Below are 17,685 nucleotides of genomic sequence, written 5' to 3'. Positions count from 1 at the left end.
AATTGTTTTGAGTTTTGACACAGTGAAAACAAATGCTATATTAATAATCTACTATCGCTTTTACTATGTAATTTTTGTTACCTTTAATTATTTAGTTGATATAACTAATTTAGAAATTGTTTTATTGCTACTAAAACGTTTGCAATTGTTGAGAAAATACTTATTGTACCAAAAACCACAGTCGTTATAAAAAATAATTTTTGAGTTCTTAAGCCTTCATCGTTATTTGATTCTTCATTAAATATCCATTTGCATACCTTCATTACTTTTTCAGTTAATTTATATGAAATAATAAAAAAGCATAAAAAAAGCGCATAAAAATGCCAAGTAGAGTCCATTTTAGAAATATCTATATTGATATGATGGCTTAGGATATAAAAAAATACTAAAAAATAAATTATAACTTTACTAATCTTTCTAAAGCTAGATTTCCTACATGTCTTAGATGTTAAAGGTATAGAAAGTATAATGTATAAACTTATTGCTGTTACAAAGAACATTAAAAATATATGTGAAATAGATGATAATAACTTAAAATATTCTTGATTATTAGATAAATGTACGAGTATATCTATTATAATGTAAGGCACAAATAAGAATGGGAATATGACAAGTGAAAATATTAAGTTTTTTTGGAAGTTACTTTTATCGAAATGTTCTTTTACTGTATTTAAACTTTTTCTTAGAACCTGTTTTATCATTTCTATTAATCCTCCATATAAGCTAAATTTTGCGAAATTAATATTATTTTGATAAAGTGTGTAATTTTGCTTAGTATGTATAAAGGTTGAAACAAATTTTAATTAATCCCAATTTTCTAGTTTACTTGTGAACTTCTACACATCATTTCTTCTACTGATTTACCAGTATCATTGGCAATTCCTGTCGGTTTAATCATTGTATTAGCTTGTGTTAAATTTTTGCAGATCAATATTGATTAAAGTTAAAGTTTTGATTATTTTTTATCCATTAGACATATTTTGGACTTATTGCGGAAAGTTAACTGCATAATTAGAGCAATGAATTAGTAAATGGTTTTAATGGTATATATTATTATAATACTTCTAAAATTTATGATTTACTTAAATGCTAATATTCGGAAATTATATATAGGTATCTGACGTGTTTTTTCAAATTCATGCAATGAAACGGTTGGACTAAAGCCTTGCCTACGTCCATAATTTCAAATTTTCGGGTTGGTCTAAGATGTCTCCATTCGTCAACTTATGCTAATTGGTTCCTTTATATAGACTTCTACTTTTAGTACTTTTGATAAATTATGTCTTAATTAAATTTTTTCCAAGAAGATAATATTATGATTCATAATTAGAAAGTTAAGAATTTACTTCTATATTTGTAAATTTTGATGTTACTTAATGTAATATTAACTTACCATAATTAGCATTATTTGACACTTATGTTTATAACTTTTCAAGTCAATAATTAAAATTGTAATTATATAGAATAATAGCCATGATAAGGAGAATTGCGACATGCATACACAACCAAAAGTGTATATTGTCAATTTAATACCCTGTAATATAGTTTTATACAATGTATAATGACATTTAAAGATGAAGTTCATCAACTTAATGATGTTATAGAAGGGTATTTTTAATATTAAGTATTGAAAAATAAAATATTTATATTATAATATAAATAAGTCAACGACCATGCGTGGACAGCAAAACGAAGTACATGCGAATGTAGTAGCCGTTTACTATGAGACTAGGCATTATAATTGAATATCATAGTATAAATTGCCATGAGAGTAGAAACTTCAGTATATGAAGATTTCGAAATCATGGTTTTTTATTTTTAGGGTGAAATTTTAGTTGATAGTAAATTTATATATGCTTTTAATTCGACTAAATCATACATTTAAATTTTTAGATAAAGCAAGAGATATTACGAAATGATACACACACCATTTCAGTTATAATAATATGAATTTATAAGCGAAAGAGTTGATGTGTGTTAACTTTATTGTGCTTTTTGAGTACAAAACTTAAAAGATAAAAGTTATGATTTAGTACTTAAAGCTGCAGGGAATATTAATTCAGGTTATAAAAAGCCGTATCCAAATGATTACAAATACTCACAATTTTATTGGGGGGCAAAATATAATGTTTCTATTAGTTCACAGCCCAATGATTCTGTAAATGTTGTTGACTATGCACCTAAAAACCAAAACGAAGAATTCCGAGTTCAACAAACATTAGGTTATTCATATGGTGGAGATATTAATATATCAAATGGTTTATCTGGTGGAGGAAATGGATCAAAATCATTTTCTGAAACAATCAATTATAAAAAAGAAAGCTAAAGAACAACAATTGATAGCAAGACAAATCATAAATCAATTGGCTGGGGAGTAGAGGCACACAAAATTATGAATAACGGTTGGGGACCATTTGGTAGAGATAGTTACGACCAAACATACGCCAATGAACTATTTTTAGGTGGCAGACAAAGTAGCTCAAATGCAGGTCAAAAATTCTTACCAACAGACCGAATGCCGATACTTTCACGTGGAAACTTTAATCCAGAATTTATCGGTGTTCTTTCTCACAAACAGAATGATGCCAAAAAATCGAAAATCAAAGTAACTTACCAAAGAGAAATGGTGTTTAATAGAAGTGAGATTTTAAAATTTATTTCTACATAAAAAAGAGAGTACAAAAGTACTCTCTCATGTTATTTTTAATAGATTATTAAGTTTAAAAATTAAAGTAGGATTCTCTCAACATATTTATGTTCTACTGAACTTATTTTCTAGTTGTTTTTTATTTTCTAATGAAAATACTTCTACATTATATTGAGACAGCATAGTTGAAACTGCTTCACTAATATCATCTTGATGTTCTGTTATGATATTTAGTCTAGCATTTGAATCGAAATTTTTGTTTCTATGTACTTCAACATCTTCCCAATCGAAAAGGGCATTTTTTGCATTGTTTTTATCGATTCGTTTAATTGTTTTAACATACTCTGTAGTTTCTCCTGGAAATACTGCTTCGAAACTATGGATTAACTTTGATTTTCCCTCAACCTTAAATTCGGGAAATACATTAGGATAAATCTTTCTATTCGATAGAAAATATTGCATCACTTCGTCTTTAAATAATGACTTAATATTTTCTTTTTTTAATATCCCCAAATAACTAATCTCTGAAATAGCCAAAACGTAATCATGAATAGCTTGAGATAAGTATTTTCGATTTGTATAAAAGTTTATGCTTTTGTTTTCAATGACTAGACCATAATTTTGTACGATGTTATTGAGGAGTTGATACTTTTTTTGTTTTTTATGACTAGTTAAATCTATACCAAATTGCTCCATGTTCCACAATGTTTCTCCATGATCAGTTAGTTTATATCGATTCTCTGAAAAAGATATATTAACAGAAATAGAATCTCCAAAATAATCAACGATAGGTGAATAAAATTCTATAGTCTCGTTTTCTAATGGGACAAATTTTGATTCTGTTTGTAAATAATCAAAATAGTCCTCACTAATAGATTTAATTATGTTGCCATTCATAGTTTCACCACCTCATAAATATATTAGTTTCAATTTTAATATTATCATTATGATTAGTTTTTGTATATTTAAGCATTGTAAATAATTGCTTAATAAAATCAGAGCTATCTTCAAATAATTTATAGGGTAAAGGATATGCAACCATATATGTTTTTCCATCATCTTTTTCTTTAAATTCCTTTTCAGAAAATATATTAATTCTATTTCCTCTTATTTTCACATTATTAGAGTTTTTATGAAAACCGTCATTAAGATTTATTCTTAACAAACAATGATTGTAACGACATTCTCTAAAATTTATAGTTGCTTTTCCGGGCTTTAAAAAATAACTTAAAATAAAACAATATTCAGTGTTAGTTGACGTAATGCTAATATCTCCCTTACAAGTGTCAACTAATTTAATGTTGTATTGTTCAAGTATTTCTTTACTTAAATTTAGTAAATAATTGAAATCTTTATCATTCAGTTTCAACTTCATTTAGATATCTCCTTAGTTTACATTTTATGGTCGTAAATCCTTATATATTATTTACAGTACAAGTAGTTATGCAAATGTATTATATAAACTTAATAATTTTTTAGTGTTACATTCTATTTCGGTAATGGCTTCAATATCTAAAAACTCTTGAGAAGTTTTGTCCTTATGTAAAAATGAATTTATTATTAATTCTAAATTTTTCATTTTATTAAAGACGTAATGGCTATTGTTGTCGGCATTTTAATGTTTATTTTTAACGTCTATTTTGGATTAGAAGTGCTCGGAGATCATTCGTGGTTCTATTTACTAATCACATATGCAACGCGTTATGTATATATGTATATTGAAGGCAATATACCAGTGATGATGACAATGGTAATCTATATTATTATCACGTTGCTATTGGCAGTTTTACTCTTTAAAGGATTCAATAAATGGAGTGGCAGAACGATTAAAGACTAGGAATTGTAGCGCTGGTGAAAAATGGAGTTTAGTTGTGTTAAAAAGGGAGAAAAGAGAATTGATAGACAATAATGCAAAATGATTTTGTATTTGGACAGAAGGGGTATTAGGCGCGATTGATTATGTCTGATTCTTTAAATGTAAAGTTTTTGATCTTGAATGCAATTGTGATTTATTGGATAGACATTTTATTGAATTGCGTGTTATTATATAAATGTAAAAATAAGACGACATGCGCGAACATGTCGTCTTAGTAAGCCAAACGCTGGCTTCTAAAAATATTTTTTAACCATTCCAACTTGCCAAAGTTAATGCGGAATGGTTTTTTATTTTATCCGCTATTTTAAATAATCAATGACGTTTTAATCTATTATGGGTTAGGTGGTTTGTAAGAAAGGGTATTAAGAATTTATTTATTCGATTGTGATTTTGTCGATGAAGCGTTTAGTCAATGTGTTTTCGCCACCACTAGTTACTCCTTCTCCCACTTTACCAGTAACAGAAGTCACTGTTGACTTTGAAGTGTCAGTATTAAATATTGTAACGCTTTCACCATTTTTTACTAATCCATTTTCAAGAAGGTTCTTCGTCAATTTTTCCCATGCTTCTTTTCCAGAAAGTGTAGTATTAAAATCATTCCCCCCAATATTCACTCTTGTAATATCAATTTTTGATAACTTGGAGAAATCACTTGGTTTATTGAAAAAGTCATTGTTAGTATCACCATGTGCAGTTACACTACTTGATTGTCCATCATTACGTACATAACTAACTTTAACCTCTTCATCTTTATTTCCGCTAATAATTTGTGCATCAATTAGAGATTTTTTAACGCCTAGCCATAATTGCCCATCAGTTAAACTATCTGCTTTTGCTGTTTTAACAACTTTATTTGTATCTAATCCTAAGTATGAAGAATGAAATCCTGTTCCTAATGTCGTTAAAACTAATGCGCTGGCTACTAATGTCTTACCTAACAATTTTGTATTCATTTTAATTGCTCCTCTTTTTATATTGTAAACGTTTACAATGCAAATATAATAATAATTTTTTAGAAAAACAATTAACTAAAAATAACAAATGTATTAAATGACTATTAACTAAAAGTTAGAATAATTTTTTAATATAATTTTTTATCCTAATCATAAAGAATGAAGAGAAATAGTAATGTTGATAAGTGTTTTAGGGAATATAAATGTAAATAAAATGATTTGAACAAATACAATTATTTGTTCTACTTATGTATAGATGTGCATTTATTTAATACCATTGAAACTTCAGATGATATTAAGAGGATTAGAAAAATTTACAACGCGACTACAAAAATTTTCCATCCATGATTTTATAATAATAACTTTCCATTATTATCACCAAAATTCTCCACATCGCAACATAACCAAATGTTATAATAAATCTATTACACAAAGAGATAAATTACTTATTCAAAGGCGGAGGAATCACATGTCTATTACTGAAAAACAACGTCAGCAACAAGCTGAATTACATAAAAAATTATGGTCGATTGCGAATGATTTAAGAGGGAACATGGATGCGAGTGAATTCCGTAATTACATTTTAGGCTTGATTTTCTATCGCTTCCTATCTGAAAAAGCGGAACAAGAATACACAGATGCCTTGGCAGGTGAAAATATCACGTATCAAGAAGCATGGGTAGATGAAGAATACCGTGAAGATTTAAAAGCAGAATTAATTGACCAAGTCGGTTACTTCATTGAGCCACAAGATTTATTCAGCGCGATGATTCGTGAAATTGAAACACAAAATTTCGATATCGAACATCTGGCGACGGCAATTCGTAAAGTTGAAACATCGACATTAGGTGAAGAAAGTGAAAATGACTTTATCGGACTGTTCAGCGATATGGACTTGAGTTCAACGCGACTAGGTAACAATGTGAAAGAACGTACTGCACTAATCTCAAAAGTCATGATTAATCTTGACGATTTACCATTCGTTCACAGCGACATGGAAATTGATATGTTAGGCGATGCATACGAATTCCTTATCGGGCGTTTTGCGGCGACAGCAGGTAAAAAAGCAGGCGAGTTTTATACACCACAACAAGTATCTAAGATACTGGCGAAGATTGTCACAGACGGTAAAGATAAATTACGTCACGTGTATGACCCAACATGTGGTTCAGGTTCATTGCTGTTACGTGTTGGTAAAGAGACGAAAGTGTATCGTTATTTTGGCCAAGAACGTAACAATACCACATACAACTTAGCACGTATGAACATGTTGTTACATGATGTACGTTATGAAAATTTCGATATCCGTAATGATGACACGTTGGAAAATCCAGCCTTTTTAGGCAATGCATTTGATGCGGTTATAGCGAACCCACCATACAGTGCGAAATGGTCAGCAGATTCAAAATTTGAAAATGACGAACGCTTCAGCGGTTACGGCAAACTTGCGCCAAAATCCAAAGCAGACTTTGCCTTTATTCAACACATGGTACATTATCTAGACGATGAAGGTACCATGGCAGTTGTACTACCACATGGTGTATTATTCCGTGGTGCCGCAGAAGGTGTCATTCGTCGCTATTTAATCGAAGAAAAGAACTACTTAGAAGCTGTGATTGGCTTACCAGCCAATATTTTCTATGGGACAAGTATTCCAACATGTATTTTAGTATTTAAAAAATGTCGCCAACAAGACGACAACGTACTATTTATCGATGCATCCAATGATTTTGAAAAAGGAAAAAATCAAAACCATTTAAGCGACGCCCAAGTCGATCGCATTATTGACACATATAAGCGTAAAGAAACGATTGATAAATATAGCTACAGCGCGACATTACAAGAAATTGCCGATAACGATTACAACCTAAACATACCGAGATATGTCGATACATTCGAAGAAGAAGCGCCAATTGATTTAGATCAAGTCCAACAAGATTTGAAAAATATCGACAAAGAAATCGCAGAAGTTGAACAAGAAATCAATGTATACCTGAAAGAACTTGGGGTGTTGAAAGATGAGTAATACAGGAAAAATGAACGTGCCAGAGTTGAGATTCCCAGGATTTGAAGGCGAATGGGAAGAGAAGGAATTAAGAGAGTTAAGAAACCCTAAGGATAAATATAGTTATACAGGTGGGCCTTTTGGCTCTGATTTAAAAAAATCTGACTATACAACTGATGGGATACAAATTATTCAACTTCAAAACATTGGAGATGGATATTTCTATAATAGTAATAAGGTCTTTACATCTAATGAGAAAGCAGAAGTACTTAAAAGTTGTAATGTATTTCCAGGAGATATAGTTATTGCTAAAATGGCAGATCCTATAGCAAGAGCAGCGATTGTACCGGATAATAATATAGGGAAATATCTAATGGCCTCAGATGGGATAAGATTAAGTGTTGACACAGTACATTTCAATACAAAGTTTGTACTTGAGTGTATAAATAGAAAAAGTTTTAGAAAAAAAGTTGAGGATAATAGTTCGGGGTCAACTCGAATGAGAATAGGACTAAGTACATTAGGTAGTCTAACTTTAAAAACCACAACACTAAAAGAACAACAAAAAATAGGACAATTCTTCAGCAAACTTGACCGACAAATTGTACTAGAAGAACAAAAACTTGAATTACTTCAACAACAGAAAAAAGGCTATATGCAGAAAATCTTTTCACAAGAATTGCGATTCAAAGATGAGAATGGTAATGATTATCCAGATTGGGAAGAGAAGCAATTAGGGGAATTATCACAAATTGTACGAGGGGCTTCTCCTAGACCTATTAAAGATCCTAAATGGTTTAATAAAGAATCAGATATAGGATGGCTAAGAATTTCTGATGTTACAAATCAAAACGGGAAAATTTATCATTTGGAACAAAAATTATCAATTGAAGGTCAAGAAAAAACAAGGGTTTTAGTAACAACACATTTATTATTAAGTATTGCGGCAAGTATTGGAAAACCTGTAATGAATTTTGTGAAAACGGGAGTTCATGATGGATTTTTAATATTTTTAAAGCCTAAGTTTAATTTATTCTTTATGTACTATTGGCTTGAATATTTCAAGGATAAATGGAGTAAATACGGTCAACCAGGTAGTCAGGTTAATTTAAATTCAGAAATTGTCAAATCTCAGACACTGAATATGCCAAGCAATCACGAACAAGAAAAAGTGGGACAGTTTTTTAATAGAAATGAAAAACTAATTGAATTGCAGCAAGAAAAAATAATGTATATCAAGCGATGTAAGCAGGTTTTACTTCAAAAAATGTTTATATAATAGTATTAAATTTGATATTTAGTTCAGCATAGAATATGAGTTAACATAAATCCCTTCACTATTTGTTTAGCGAGGGGATTTTCGTAATGTGTAAAAAAGTACAGTTAAATAAATAATACCTCTATATTATCCATTTATCTTCATTGTATTTAATAGGGATTCAAATTTTTGTTTAAGATTTTCGTTATTGTTTTTGAGTTTATTTATACTTTGTTGGGCTGCTTCGCTTGCTTTTCCTTCAAATGTACTTTCTAAATTTTGCGAAGAATTATTAATTGTTTCAATGATTTCATTTAATGTTTGAGATTTTAATGCTACATTATTTTTAGCATTGCTAACCATATTATCAGTACTATTACGCATCTCTTGCTTTAATTGTTGCAATCTAGCTTCTTCTTGACTTTTTTTTGCATCTTTTGAGCTCATTTTAATTACCCTCTTTAACTAAATAGTCCAAAAACATCGCTTTCTTCTAAATCTTTTTCTTCGAATTTATTTGCAGCAAATTCTAGTTTTTCAGCAAATTGTAACAAGTCTTTTTTGTTTTGATCTAATTCTTGAATTAAGTCATCCATTAAACCATTATTATAAAACTTGAAATTTCCTAAACTTCCCTCAACTGCTAAAATCTCCATATATTGTTCAAGATCATAAGGTGTTATAAATTCATGTGGACCGCTTAGAAGCTCCGATTGATATTTATCTAAAATGCGATTACCCCCTGATATTGTTTCTTCTCTATATTCATCCAATGCAGTAATTATTTGAGTATACAAAATTAGTCTATCACGGATTGTGTTAGCGATATTACGCACTTCATCAGGCTGAATTTTTACTTTTTTGCCTGAATCTTTGGAACCACCTTTACCTTTTTTAACAGAGCTTTCTTTTTCTGCTTTTAATTTTTTTCTATCGTCTCTTTTGGGAATTAATGGATCGTCATCATCATTTAGTTCATCATCAAAAGGATTTAAATCAATACTTAAATCTTCTTTTTGTTTATTATTAAATCCTTCTATATCAAAATCATTTGATTCGAATAATTTATCTTTTTTATTGAGAATAGCAAAAGGATCAAAATCATTTTCACTTGTTCTATTTAATATAGAACTATCGATTTTAATAGAGTCGAAAAATCTGCTATTTATACCAAATGGGTCAAATAATTGAAATCTATTAGTAAGAGATGGATCATCATTAAATTGTTCAAGTTCTGGCATTTCCTTCACATTACCATCTGCATCGAAATCATTGTAAGATTCAATTGTGTGTTGACCAATCAAAGGAAGGGCAGTTATAAATCCATCATAATGTGGCATTGCTGTAATATTTTTGCCAATACGAGGATTAAAAAAATTCAATTTATTAATAGGATCATCAAAATGGCCAATATTGCGTATTTTTGAATCATAGACACCATTATCAATGTCTTTTTTAAAGTCGCCAGTAAATGAATGGTATACGTTAGGTGCTGCAAACGTTGTACCGTTATCCAGATTATGTTTTATTAAATTATATTGAGCTAGAAATGCACCTAAACTATGTCCTAATGGGTGAATTTCACTATCTGGATATTTCTTTTTAACTGATTCAGTAAATGCATCACTTTCGTCCATTTGAGTAGGTGCAAACTTAGCTACCCATAGATTACCTAAAAGTGATTTAGAATATAACGCAGAAGAAAAACTAAACAGGTCATTTTTATCATTTATTGTATTGTATTTTTTGTGGATAGTTAAGTTATTTAAATCTTTATAATGATTATTAATTTTTAGGTTATTTGTGTTATGATGAATGGGAAGTTGTAAATCAGTACGAATATCGTTTAGACTATATGGGTTAGTGCCAGCATAACCTATTAAAAGTTGACTCTTATCAACTTTACCTTTGATTACTGGAGCGAAAACATATGCCCTAAATCCATTTTGGGTGTCGTCGCGTTTTTCGATGACTTTGTAATCTTGGCCTTGATATGAAATGATATTATCAATTTCATGTGTATTGTATGAAATTTGAGAAATGTGTCTTGATAATTTATCTGATATATTCATCAAATTCACTCCTAATAATAAAATTGAGAGGTTGAAAATGGAAAATAAAAAAATAAAAATATTGATTTCATGTATATTAATATTAACACTTTTATTGTGTTTTGGATATGTTACTCATAAAAATAAGAAGAATCAATATATTTCAACTCAAGAAAAACGAATCGATTTGTATTTTAAGCATAACCTGAATCACTATAAGTCTATGAAAATAACAAAGTTTCAAAAAAGTCCGGTGGATGCATACTTTATTAAAGGATATATAAATAATGATAAACAATATAAATTTCAGGCATATATAAATACAGGAGATGAAGGAAATCAGTTTAATAGTAGCATAGGGTATAAGGAAGAAAAAATAGGGCGATTATTGAAAGAGAAAGATGCTAAAGACCGATTAACAGTGGATGAAATAATTGAAAAAGAACACTTGGATAAAAGTGATTATGAAGCCGAGCCACCGTTATTTTTCTTTTCAGGTCCAATTGAATAAATAATATGAATAGATTAGATAATTTAATGATTTATATGTTAAACGCACGTCTTTTGGTTATGGAAATTACAATCATTTGTGCAATCGTATATTATTATGTTCAAAACTTTACGCTCCAAAAAGTAAAAAGGAAGTTAAGCAATGTTTAGTTTTCTAACTTCCGATATTGAACGCATCAGTCCAATTTGGCATAGAGCACTCTTTAGTTCTTGATGTTTCTCTTTAAAACCTTGCATATTTTACAAAAAGAAAAATTAGCAGTATAATTGAGATAACGAAAATAAGTATTTACTTATACACCAATCCCCTCACTATTTGCGGTAGTGAGGGGATTTTTATTGGTGCGGCTATATGTCACCTATTTTGTATTGCGTCTACTTAGCCAATAAGAAAAAAACGCAATGGCACAGCCACTGATGACTGGCGCTATGATGTGAACGAAAATAAGCATCACCTTATACACCTCCTCTCTGCGTCTAAATTGACGCCTGAGAGATAGGCGACTCTACTATTATATCATCTAATTGGACAAATTCTATGAGAGTAGATTTTGTTAATTTAAGAAAGAAGAACATTTAGTTCAGAGTTTAAGTTATAAATGGTTAGATTATATGAAAATGGTAAGCCAAGAAGTGAAATTATACGCGAGTATGATTTAACACCTTTGACGTTAGGAAATACAGCATTTTCATTTCGCCATTTTCCTACATTTTATAACCGCCATATATAACAGCGTTATTTTATGTATTTATAATTATGTCAAGCAAATAATTTTTAAAAGTATTTTGAAACAACGTTTCATGAGGGGCGTAAACGGAACATAGAAAAAAGATAGCATGTCAAAGTGAATTGTTTTTTGAAATCTAAAATCTATAAGAAATAAATACTAAACTTTGGGGGTTAAAATGAAAAAGAGATATGTATTTGTGGTAGTTGTTGCATTATTAATAGTACTAATTGTTATTGCATACGCGTTTCACAAAAGTAAAAAAGAACATTATATTGAGACACAAGAAAAGCGAATCGATTTGTATTTTAAGCATAACCTGAATCACTATAAGTCTATGAAAATAACAAAGTTTCAAAAAAGCCCGGTGAATGCTTACTGAAATACTCCCTTCAAAGTAGACATTGAAAAAAATGAAAACTTAGATAAAAGTGAATATGAAGCGGAACCACCGTTGTTCTTCTTTTCGGGATCGTTGGATTAGATTCGGTTGTATAATCTAATAAAAAGTGTAATCACCCTCAAAAACATTAAGGAACATGAGTATTTTTAAATAATCATTACAGAACAAACAATGTTTTTTATGATGATGACAAATATAATAAGAAAATAATTAAGAACGAAATGTCAAATATTAGGCGTAATTTTTAGATTTATCTATATATTTATGCTACCGCTCAAACTGTTATTAAAAGTTAAAAACAATATTTTATATTGAACTTTTGCCGTGAATTTCTAAATCACAACCAACAATTCACAAGGAAGCTAGTAAATAATTTTGAAAATCTTAAAGATTATAGAAGAATCATACTGACTAAAAAGATTTTAAAAGTGAATAAGTACTAAAAACACGACAATCTTAAATAGTTAAAATACACATTTGTGAAGCGTTATTGACACTAGATGCATATTTTAGAAATTTGAAAAATATATTGATTGAAATGTATTTAATTATTGGTGATAAATTATTATTATGATATATTGTGTTTAGGGATGTTGATAGGGAATAACTTTACAAGAGGGGTTTTTACTATGGATAAGTATTCAAAAAAATTATCTTTATTATTAGCTGCTGGTGTATTATTTGTTAGTCCAATTTCATTATCTTATAATTCAGATGTAGCTCATGCTGAAGATAAGTTAGACCATTCTCAAGCAAAGGTAATATATTTGAGTAACCAAAATTTATTTGATGAACTTGAGAAAAAAGGTTATAAACTGGAAGATATATTTACAAAAGAAGAAATAAAAAAATATAAAGCTGAAGACCAATTGAGAGCGGGTAAAACTCAATATGTAGAAACAGGTAAAGATACTGCAACATTATATCTTTCTTCTGCATATACAAAAACAATAGCTGCTTTAGGTGCGGGGGCTATTAGCGTTATTTCTGCACTAACAGGAGGTTTAGTTGGCGCAGGTGTTGGTGGTTTCCTTGGATCTATAGCTGCATCGAATATTGATACTAGTAAGGGAATATATATAAAATTAAAAACTAAAAAGAATGCAGCCGGGGAATACGTTCTGACAGGAGAAAAATGGGGATATCAGTAAGGGTGATTTTATGGATAGATTAAAATATTCACTTAAAGTTGGAATTTTAGCATTATTATTATTTTGTACTTTAAATTATTTAGTTCCAATGCAAAGCAATGCTTTTTCAATAATTATATATTCGGCAATTTTTGCTGTGTTACTTATGCTTTTAGTTTATATATTTTTAGGAATTTTAAAGAAATGACATGAAACAAATTAGCATTGGCTATGAAGAAATCTATGGGGATAGAATTTTTCATAGCCATTTTTTAAAAGAGCAAGAAGTAAAAAATTGGAAAACCGTCAATCAAATAATTGAAAAAGAACACTTGGACAAAAATGAATATGAAGCCGAGCCACCGTTGTTCTTCTATTCGGGATCGTTGGATTAGATTCGGTTGTACAGTATAATGAAAAATATTATAATAAATTTATAAAAAAGGTATTTTATTTTGAATTCATGTCCCTTCGTTACATATAGTAGTGAAGGGGTTTTATTTTAATAATGTTTGCACCTATAGTTATAAATTTATTAAATGATGTAGGTTAATTTTTTAGTTAGGGTGGGGAATCAATTGAAAGTTATTGAGAAAGTTCATTATGAAGATATTTTAGAACCAGAAATAGTTCAATTAATTCAGTTATTAGTTAAGGACAAAATGGATCAACTGTTTATTACTTCTGAATATTTTGCTATTGACATAGACAAGCTATTATTTCAACTTAATTTAAAAGTTAAATATATTAAAATGGAGGGTAATACTTCGGGTTATTTAAGTGGAAGAACGATTTATATCAATAATAATTACTCAATTAATAATACTAGATTTGCAATAGCTCGTGAACTTGGCCGTTTTTTATACAAATATAAAGATAGTAACGATAATAGTCTAAAGAATTTACATGAAATGATTTATGAAAGCGACGTAAATCAGTTTTCAGTCGACTTACTTATGCCTAAAAAGCAAATAGAGGCATTAGTTTATAATTTTTATGAAGTCAATAATATCAATTTAAATTCTGGTTTATCTGAAAAAGAACGAAACAAACTATTAAATCTTATATCATCTAAATTGGAAGTTTCGAAAATAGCCGCTGGATTAAGGCTGTATAATTTAGGAATACATATTTGATAAATATTGTGATAATCTAGTCGATTTATTAAAACCAAAAGAAAACTAATACAATTCAAGACCAGGCAAACTCATTTATAAACATTGTCCTTTTATAGATTGGTATGAGTGGTCTATTCTTATAAAATATATTTAATTACAGGTTTAACCATCTATAACAAAATCTCAACTGCAAAAAATAAATCTCCATTAATCATTTATCGCGACTCAAGGAAATCATATATTTCAATTCCTTTTAACATATCGTCAATTTTAATGAGTAATTTCTCTACTAATATTCCAGGCAAATAGGCACGTGCTTTGGTGGCTTGCATCCATGCTGGTTTTGGATTATATTCGTCAATGTACCAATCAATGACTGTTGGTTTGATCATTTGACATAATCCAGCCACGCCAAATTGGCCATCGGATTCTTTTGTAATAATTGCATGTAAAATTAAATGCTCGATTAAATCGCAGTAAACTAAGTTTTCTTTCTTTTGATAGTCGTATGAGTACTTAAATTCGGAAATGAATCTTAGGTCAGATAGATTTTGGAATTTGTCCTCGCTTATGTGATGGCAATATAATCCTTCGTTAGCTCTAGTGTATTTTCCTTTTGAAATACTTTTGATTTCTCCATTTAAAAATCGCGTGTATGATTTTTCCTTATAATAGTCATCGGTTACAGCGCCATATTTATTTAAAAGGTATGTTACAGCTTGCGAGTAAGTAGCGTCTAATAATTGACTATATTCATTATATTTAGCTGTATATTCGTTTTTCTCCATTTCAATATACCTCTTTTCAAACTTTATAAAATGAAATACTTGTAATTTAGAAAGAATAAAATCAATATCCACTTAGTTACGTTCGACTTTTATATGTCTATTACTTTTGCATAATGCACCAATTGATTAATATTTTGTCATTGAATTCAACATTTTTGTATTGTTTTAATAGTTCTTCAGTTCTTTGTAAACAGACTGTAACTGTATCATCAATTGATAACTTAAATGCTGCAAAGTCTTCTAACTCAGTCCCTTTGTGAATTAAATCGATAATGTCGGGTTTCACACCTAGGTAAGAGAGTGTTTCTATCATATAAGGTGTAAAGAGCGTATGCTCTGCATTGTCGATTGAAATAATGCCGAGTTTAAGTTGATTAAAAAGACCATGCATAGTCATTAAGGTGTAATTTTCAAGTTGTTGTATATTTTCAAATGTTATCATAGTGGTTCTCCTAAAAATTACTATTAATTAAAGTATCCCATTATTTAACTTTAGTTTCTGCTGAATTATTTGTCCCATTATCGTGTTGTTCTTCTTTATTAACAGCATTTTTATCGTTTTTTTCATCGATTTTTTGATCTGGTATGTCATTTTGAATGGCTTTGTTATTGTCATTGTCATGATGTTGAATGTCTTCTGACTCATTATCCGTTTCATCATGATTGTTCATACCTGGATTGTATTTAGGGCTTCTCTTTTTATATGCTTCAAATTCTTCTTTATCTTTTTCTGACATATCATCAAAAATATTAATGATCGTACCATTGTGTCGATTAACAATAGCGCAACGCTTTAAAGGTGTGCCAACGGCATCTCGGACAAGATGTTCAACATAGTATTCATGTTCATTACTTCGTTCTAGATTTGTTTTAAAATTTAAAGTTTGATATTCATTAACGCCTCTCGCTTTGTAATCGTTTCGAACGATATCTTCAGCTTGTTGTGGTGAAATTTGATTATCTGTATTTGACTGCATATTGTTGTTAGTTTGTTTAGTTTTTTTAGAAGTATCATTTGATTTATCACTATTTTCCTTATGTTGATTACCACCACAGGCAGTTAATAGTGATAATGATAATGCGATTGCTACGATAGCTTTGAATTTCATTTATTTCTTCTCCTTAAATTGCTATGTATATTTAATTTTTCCGTAAAAGAAGGGTAGACGAGCTACCCTGAAAATTTATTCTGTTGTAGCATCGTACATACTATCTTCATTGTGATTATTTTGACTAGGTGGTGCTTCACTTGTAACAGGTTTGCTTTGAGGTGCTGATTCTGCAGTAGCAGGTTCCGATTTAGATTCACTTTTTTCTACACTAGATTTATCACTCTGAGACGCATCCTGTTTATCCTCATCTTTACTAGACTGTTCATTTTCTTCAGAATCATTATTCGCACTAGATGGTGTAGAAGGTGTAGTAGCCGAAGCTTCATAATTTACATTATCGTTATTTGAACTTGCAGTAGCAACGTCCTCATCGTTGTTTTCTTTTTTAGCTTTTGATGTTTTTTTAGCATCGGATAAATCAAATGTAATCTTCTTGACACTAAATAAACTAGAAATAACTTCTAATTTTTTATCTTTTGCGTTGGCTATGTTTTCTGACACATCGAAAACAATTTTACCTTGAGCAGTGCTATCTGGATTTATACGTTGTAAGAAAAATGAATTTTCTATACTACCGTTGTCATTTTGGTTAGCAGACATTGAACCTGTATTATCTGCTTCAAATGTTTTATCACCAGTTTTTAATTTAAACATTGAACTATCAATTGTTAATGCTTCTTTACCTTTATTTTTAATCGTAACATCAGCAACGACAAATGTACCTTTGGCATTTGTTGGTGCGATAGAGGGTCCAACTGATTTCATAGTTTCAACTGAATTAACTGTGACTTCAAGATCACCATTTTTTACAGTCTCACCAATTTTATGGGTTTTGTTCGTTTCCTTAGAATTATTTCCACCAAGGTTACCAGTGATACCGGCTGTGCATGCAGAAATACCGATAATTATTAAAATAAATAGTACTAGACAGCCACCACAACCCCAGAACCATCCTTTTCTAGATTTCTTCTGTCTAAATTGTTGATTTTGCTGGTTTTGATGCTTTTGAAAGGCTTGGAATTGTTCCCATTGCCTTTTTTCTTCTTCGCTTTTAAATTGATTACTCATTCCTAAAAATCTCCCTCATTTTAAACTATGTGATTTGT

The 17,685-nt window shown here is 29.8% G+C and carries 17 protein-coding genes and 6 pseudogenes; 11 read left to right on the top strand and 12 right to left on the bottom strand.

Going from position 1 to position 17,685, the window contains the following annotated elements; genetic code table 11:
• Positions 1–104 precede the first annotated feature (104 nt).
• Positions 105–701 (bottom strand): hypothetical protein, encoded by a 597-nt coding sequence (locus SAMSHR1132_RS08685; RefSeq protein ID WP_000595636.1) that lies wholly within the window; start codon positions 699–701, stop codon positions 105–107.
• Positions 702–2,008: 1,307 nt separating this feature from the next.
• Here SAMSHR1132_RS08685 and SAMSHR1132_RS08680 point away from each other — a divergent pair.
• Positions 2,009–2,626: pseudogene (locus SAMSHR1132_RS08680) on the top strand (beta-channel forming cytolysin); the annotation flags it as partial.
• A gap of 126 nt (positions 2,627–2,752) precedes the next feature.
• On the opposite strand, the gene SAMSHR1132_RS08675 reads toward SAMSHR1132_RS08680, so the two are convergent.
• Together SAMSHR1132_RS08675 and SAMSHR1132_RS08670 are read right to left on the bottom strand one after the other, a co-directional pair.
• Complete coding sequence (locus SAMSHR1132_RS08675; protein ID WP_001014057.1) at positions 2,753–3,544, bottom strand: DUF1828 domain-containing protein; 792 nt, start codon at positions 3,542–3,544, stop codon at positions 2,753–2,755.
• Positions 3,545–3,548: 4 nt separating this feature from the next.
• Positions 3,549–4,022: a DUF6978 family protein gene (locus SAMSHR1132_RS08670; protein ID WP_000769002.1), complete on the bottom strand. Its 474-nt coding sequence runs from the start codon at positions 4,020–4,022 to the stop codon at positions 3,549–3,551.
• A gap of 204 nt (positions 4,023–4,226) precedes the next feature.
• Here SAMSHR1132_RS08670 and SAMSHR1132_RS08665 point away from each other — a divergent pair.
• Positions 4,227–4,484, top strand: a pseudogene (locus tag SAMSHR1132_RS08665) (BsaG family lantibiotic immunity ABC transporter permease subunit); the annotation flags it as partial.
• Between the two features lie 413 nt (positions 4,485–4,897).
• On the opposite strand, the gene SAMSHR1132_RS08660 reads toward SAMSHR1132_RS08665, so the two are convergent.
• Positions 4,898–5,476 (bottom strand): DUF4888 domain-containing protein, encoded by a 579-nt coding sequence (locus SAMSHR1132_RS08660; protein WP_001093223.1) that lies wholly within the window; start codon positions 5,474–5,476, stop codon positions 4,898–4,900.
• Between the two features lie 469 nt (positions 5,477–5,945).
• Between SAMSHR1132_RS08660 and SAMSHR1132_RS08655 the strand changes: the two genes are divergently transcribed.
• On the top strand, positions 5,946–7,502 hold the full coding sequence (locus SAMSHR1132_RS08655) for a type I restriction-modification system subunit M (RefSeq protein ID WP_000028684.1): 1,557 nt from the start codon (positions 5,946–5,948) through the stop codon (positions 7,500–7,502).
• Positions 7,495–8,760 (top strand): restriction endonuclease subunit S, encoded by a 1,266-nt coding sequence (locus SAMSHR1132_RS08650; RefSeq protein ID WP_000072359.1) that lies wholly within the window; start codon positions 7,495–7,497, stop codon positions 8,758–8,760. The genes SAMSHR1132_RS08655 and SAMSHR1132_RS08650 overlap by 8 nt, the downstream gene beginning before the upstream one ends.
• A 126-nt stretch (positions 8,761–8,886) precedes the next feature.
• On the opposite strand, the gene SAMSHR1132_RS08645 is transcribed toward SAMSHR1132_RS08650, so the two are convergent.
• Positions 8,887–9,186, bottom strand: coding sequence for a WXG100 family type VII secretion target (locus SAMSHR1132_RS08645; RefSeq protein WP_000095394.1), 300 nt, complete (start codon positions 9,184–9,186; stop codon positions 8,887–8,889).
• 14 nt (positions 9,187–9,200) lie between these two features.
• The gene (locus tag SAMSHR1132_RS08640; RefSeq protein ID WP_001026719.1) at positions 9,201–10,811 is read right to left on the bottom strand and encodes a hypothetical protein; all 1,611 of its coding nucleotides are present in this window, start codon (positions 10,809–10,811) and stop codon (positions 9,201–9,203) included.
• A 37-nt stretch (positions 10,812–10,848) separates the two neighbouring features.
• On the opposite strand from SAMSHR1132_RS08640, the gene SAMSHR1132_RS08635 reads away from it, so the two are divergent.
• Entirely contained in the window at positions 10,849–11,301 is a 453-nt protein-coding gene (locus tag SAMSHR1132_RS08635; RefSeq protein ID WP_000428250.1) for a DUF1433 domain-containing protein, read from the top strand.
• 134 nt (positions 11,302–11,435) lie between these two features.
• On the opposite strand, the gene SAMSHR1132_RS08630 is transcribed toward SAMSHR1132_RS08635, so the two are convergent.
• Positions 11,436–11,537 (bottom strand): hypothetical protein, encoded by a 102-nt coding sequence (locus SAMSHR1132_RS08630; protein ID WP_042355399.1) that lies wholly within the window; start codon positions 11,535–11,537, stop codon positions 11,436–11,438.
• A 122-nt stretch (positions 11,538–11,659) separates the two neighbouring features.
• A complete protein-coding gene (gene sprA1 / locus SAMSHR1132_RS14115) occupies positions 11,660–11,755 on the bottom strand; it encodes a type I toxin-antitoxin system Fst family toxin SprA1/PepA1 (RefSeq protein WP_001801861.1) in 96 nt (31 codons plus the stop codon).
• Between the two features lie 451 nt (positions 11,756–12,206).
• On the opposite strand from sprA1, the pseudogene SAMSHR1132_RS14440 reads away from it, so the two are divergent.
• The 6 genes and pseudogenes from SAMSHR1132_RS14440 to SAMSHR1132_RS08605 form a co-directional block, all read left to right on the top strand.
• Positions 12,207–12,395, top strand: a pseudogene (locus tag SAMSHR1132_RS14440) (DUF1433 domain-containing protein); the annotation flags it as partial.
• 206 nt (positions 12,396–12,601) lie between these two features.
• A pseudogene (locus SAMSHR1132_RS14435) lies at positions 12,602–12,679 on the top strand (hypothetical protein); the annotation flags it as partial.
• Between the two features lie 519 nt (positions 12,680–13,198).
• Complete coding sequence (locus tag SAMSHR1132_RS08620) at positions 13,199–13,582, top strand: hypothetical protein (protein WP_000070811.1); 384 nt, start codon at positions 13,199–13,201, stop codon at positions 13,580–13,582.
• 10 nt (positions 13,583–13,592) lie between these two features.
• Complete coding sequence (locus tag SAMSHR1132_RS08615) at positions 13,593–13,769, top strand: hypothetical protein (RefSeq protein ID WP_000375476.1); 177 nt, start codon at positions 13,593–13,595, stop codon at positions 13,767–13,769.
• Positions 13,770–13,776: 7 nt separating this feature from the next.
• Positions 13,777–13,956: pseudogene (locus SAMSHR1132_RS08610) on the top strand (DUF1433 domain-containing protein); the annotation flags it as partial.
• Positions 13,957–14,069: 113 nt separating this feature from the next.
• A pseudogene (locus SAMSHR1132_RS08605) lies at positions 14,070–14,697 on the top strand (ImmA/IrrE family metallo-endopeptidase).
• A gap of 197 nt (positions 14,698–14,894) precedes the next feature.
• Here SAMSHR1132_RS08605 and SAMSHR1132_RS08600 read toward each other — a convergent pair.
• The 4 genes from SAMSHR1132_RS08600 to SAMSHR1132_RS08585 form a co-directional block, all read right to left on the bottom strand.
• Complete coding sequence (locus SAMSHR1132_RS08600) at positions 14,895–15,467, bottom strand: hypothetical protein (RefSeq protein ID WP_000414227.1); 573 nt, start codon at positions 15,465–15,467, stop codon at positions 14,895–14,897.
• A gap of 100 nt (positions 15,468–15,567) precedes the next feature.
• Entirely contained in the window at positions 15,568–15,909 is a 342-nt protein-coding gene (locus SAMSHR1132_RS08595) for a DUF3969 family protein (protein WP_000627553.1), read from the bottom strand.
• 40 nt (positions 15,910–15,949) lie between these two features.
• Positions 15,950–16,576 carry a hypothetical protein gene (locus tag SAMSHR1132_RS08590; RefSeq protein WP_000669020.1) on the bottom strand — a complete coding sequence of 209 codons (627 nt, stop codon included), beginning with the start codon at positions 16,574–16,576 and terminating at the stop codon, positions 15,950–15,952.
• Positions 16,577–16,651: 75 nt separating this feature from the next.
• Positions 16,652–17,647 carry a DUF4352 domain-containing protein gene (locus SAMSHR1132_RS08585; protein WP_000070634.1) on the bottom strand — a complete coding sequence of 332 codons (996 nt, stop codon included), beginning with the start codon at positions 17,645–17,647 and terminating at the stop codon, positions 16,652–16,654.
• Between the last annotated feature and the right edge of the window lie 38 nt (positions 17,648–17,685).

This window comes from Staphylococcus argenteus (assembly GCF_000236925.1).
GTDB lineage: Bacteria > Bacillota > Bacilli > Staphylococcales > Staphylococcaceae > Staphylococcus > Staphylococcus argenteus.
The sequence above is the reverse complement of the archived record's forward strand: the minus strand, read 5'-3'. Positions and strand labels throughout refer to the sequence as shown.

Bases quoted from the DNA above. Each gene is read 5' to 3' on its own strand.
- SAMSHR1132_RS08670 (WP_000769002.1), bottom strand. From the start codon at position 4,022: ATGAAGTTGAAACTGAATGATAAAGATTTCAATTATTTACTAAATTTA.
- SAMSHR1132_RS08660 (WP_001093223.1), bottom strand. From the start codon at position 5,476: ATGAATACAAAATTGTTAGGTAAGACATTAGTAGCCAGCGCATTAGTT.
- SAMSHR1132_RS08635 (WP_000428250.1), top strand. From the start codon at position 10,849: ATGGAAAATAAAAAAATAAAAATATTGATTTCATGTATATTAATATTA.
- SAMSHR1132_RS08585 (WP_000070634.1), bottom strand. From the start codon at position 17,647: ATGAGTAATCAATTTAAAAGCGAAGAAGAAAAAAGGCAATGGGAACAA.
- SAMSHR1132_RS08600 (WP_000414227.1), bottom strand. From the start codon at position 15,467: ATGGAGAAAAACGAATATACAGCTAAATATAATGAATATAGTCAATTA.
- SAMSHR1132_RS08630 (WP_042355399.1), bottom strand. From the start codon at position 11,537: ATGCAAGGTTTTAAAGAGAAACATCAAGAACTAAAGAGTGCTCTATGC.
- SAMSHR1132_RS08590 (WP_000669020.1), bottom strand. From the start codon at position 16,576: ATGAAATTCAAAGCTATCGTAGCAATCGCATTATCATTATCACTATTA.
- SAMSHR1132_RS08675 (WP_001014057.1), bottom strand. From the start codon at position 3,544: ATGAATGGCAACATAATTAAATCTATTAGTGAGGACTATTTTGATTAT.
- SAMSHR1132_RS08685 (WP_000595636.1), bottom strand. From the start codon at position 701: ATGATAAAACAGGTTCTAAGAAAAAGTTTAAATACAGTAAAAGAACAT.
- SAMSHR1132_RS08655 (WP_000028684.1), top strand. From the start codon at position 5,946: ATGTCTATTACTGAAAAACAACGTCAGCAACAAGCTGAATTACATAAA.
- SAMSHR1132_RS08640 (WP_001026719.1), bottom strand. From the start codon at position 10,811: ATGAATATATCAGATAAATTATCAAGACACATTTCTCAAATTTCATAC.
- SAMSHR1132_RS08595 (WP_000627553.1), bottom strand. From the start codon at position 15,909: ATGATAACATTTGAAAATATACAACAACTTGAAAATTACACCTTAATG.
- SAMSHR1132_RS08645 (WP_000095394.1), bottom strand. From the start codon at position 9,186: ATGAGCTCAAAAGATGCAAAAAAAAGTCAAGAAGAAGCTAGATTGCAA.
- SAMSHR1132_RS08650 (WP_000072359.1), top strand. From the start codon at position 7,495: ATGAGTAATACAGGAAAAATGAACGTGCCAGAGTTGAGATTCCCAGGA.
- SAMSHR1132_RS08615 (WP_000375476.1), top strand. From the start codon at position 13,593: ATGGATAGATTAAAATATTCACTTAAAGTTGGAATTTTAGCATTATTA.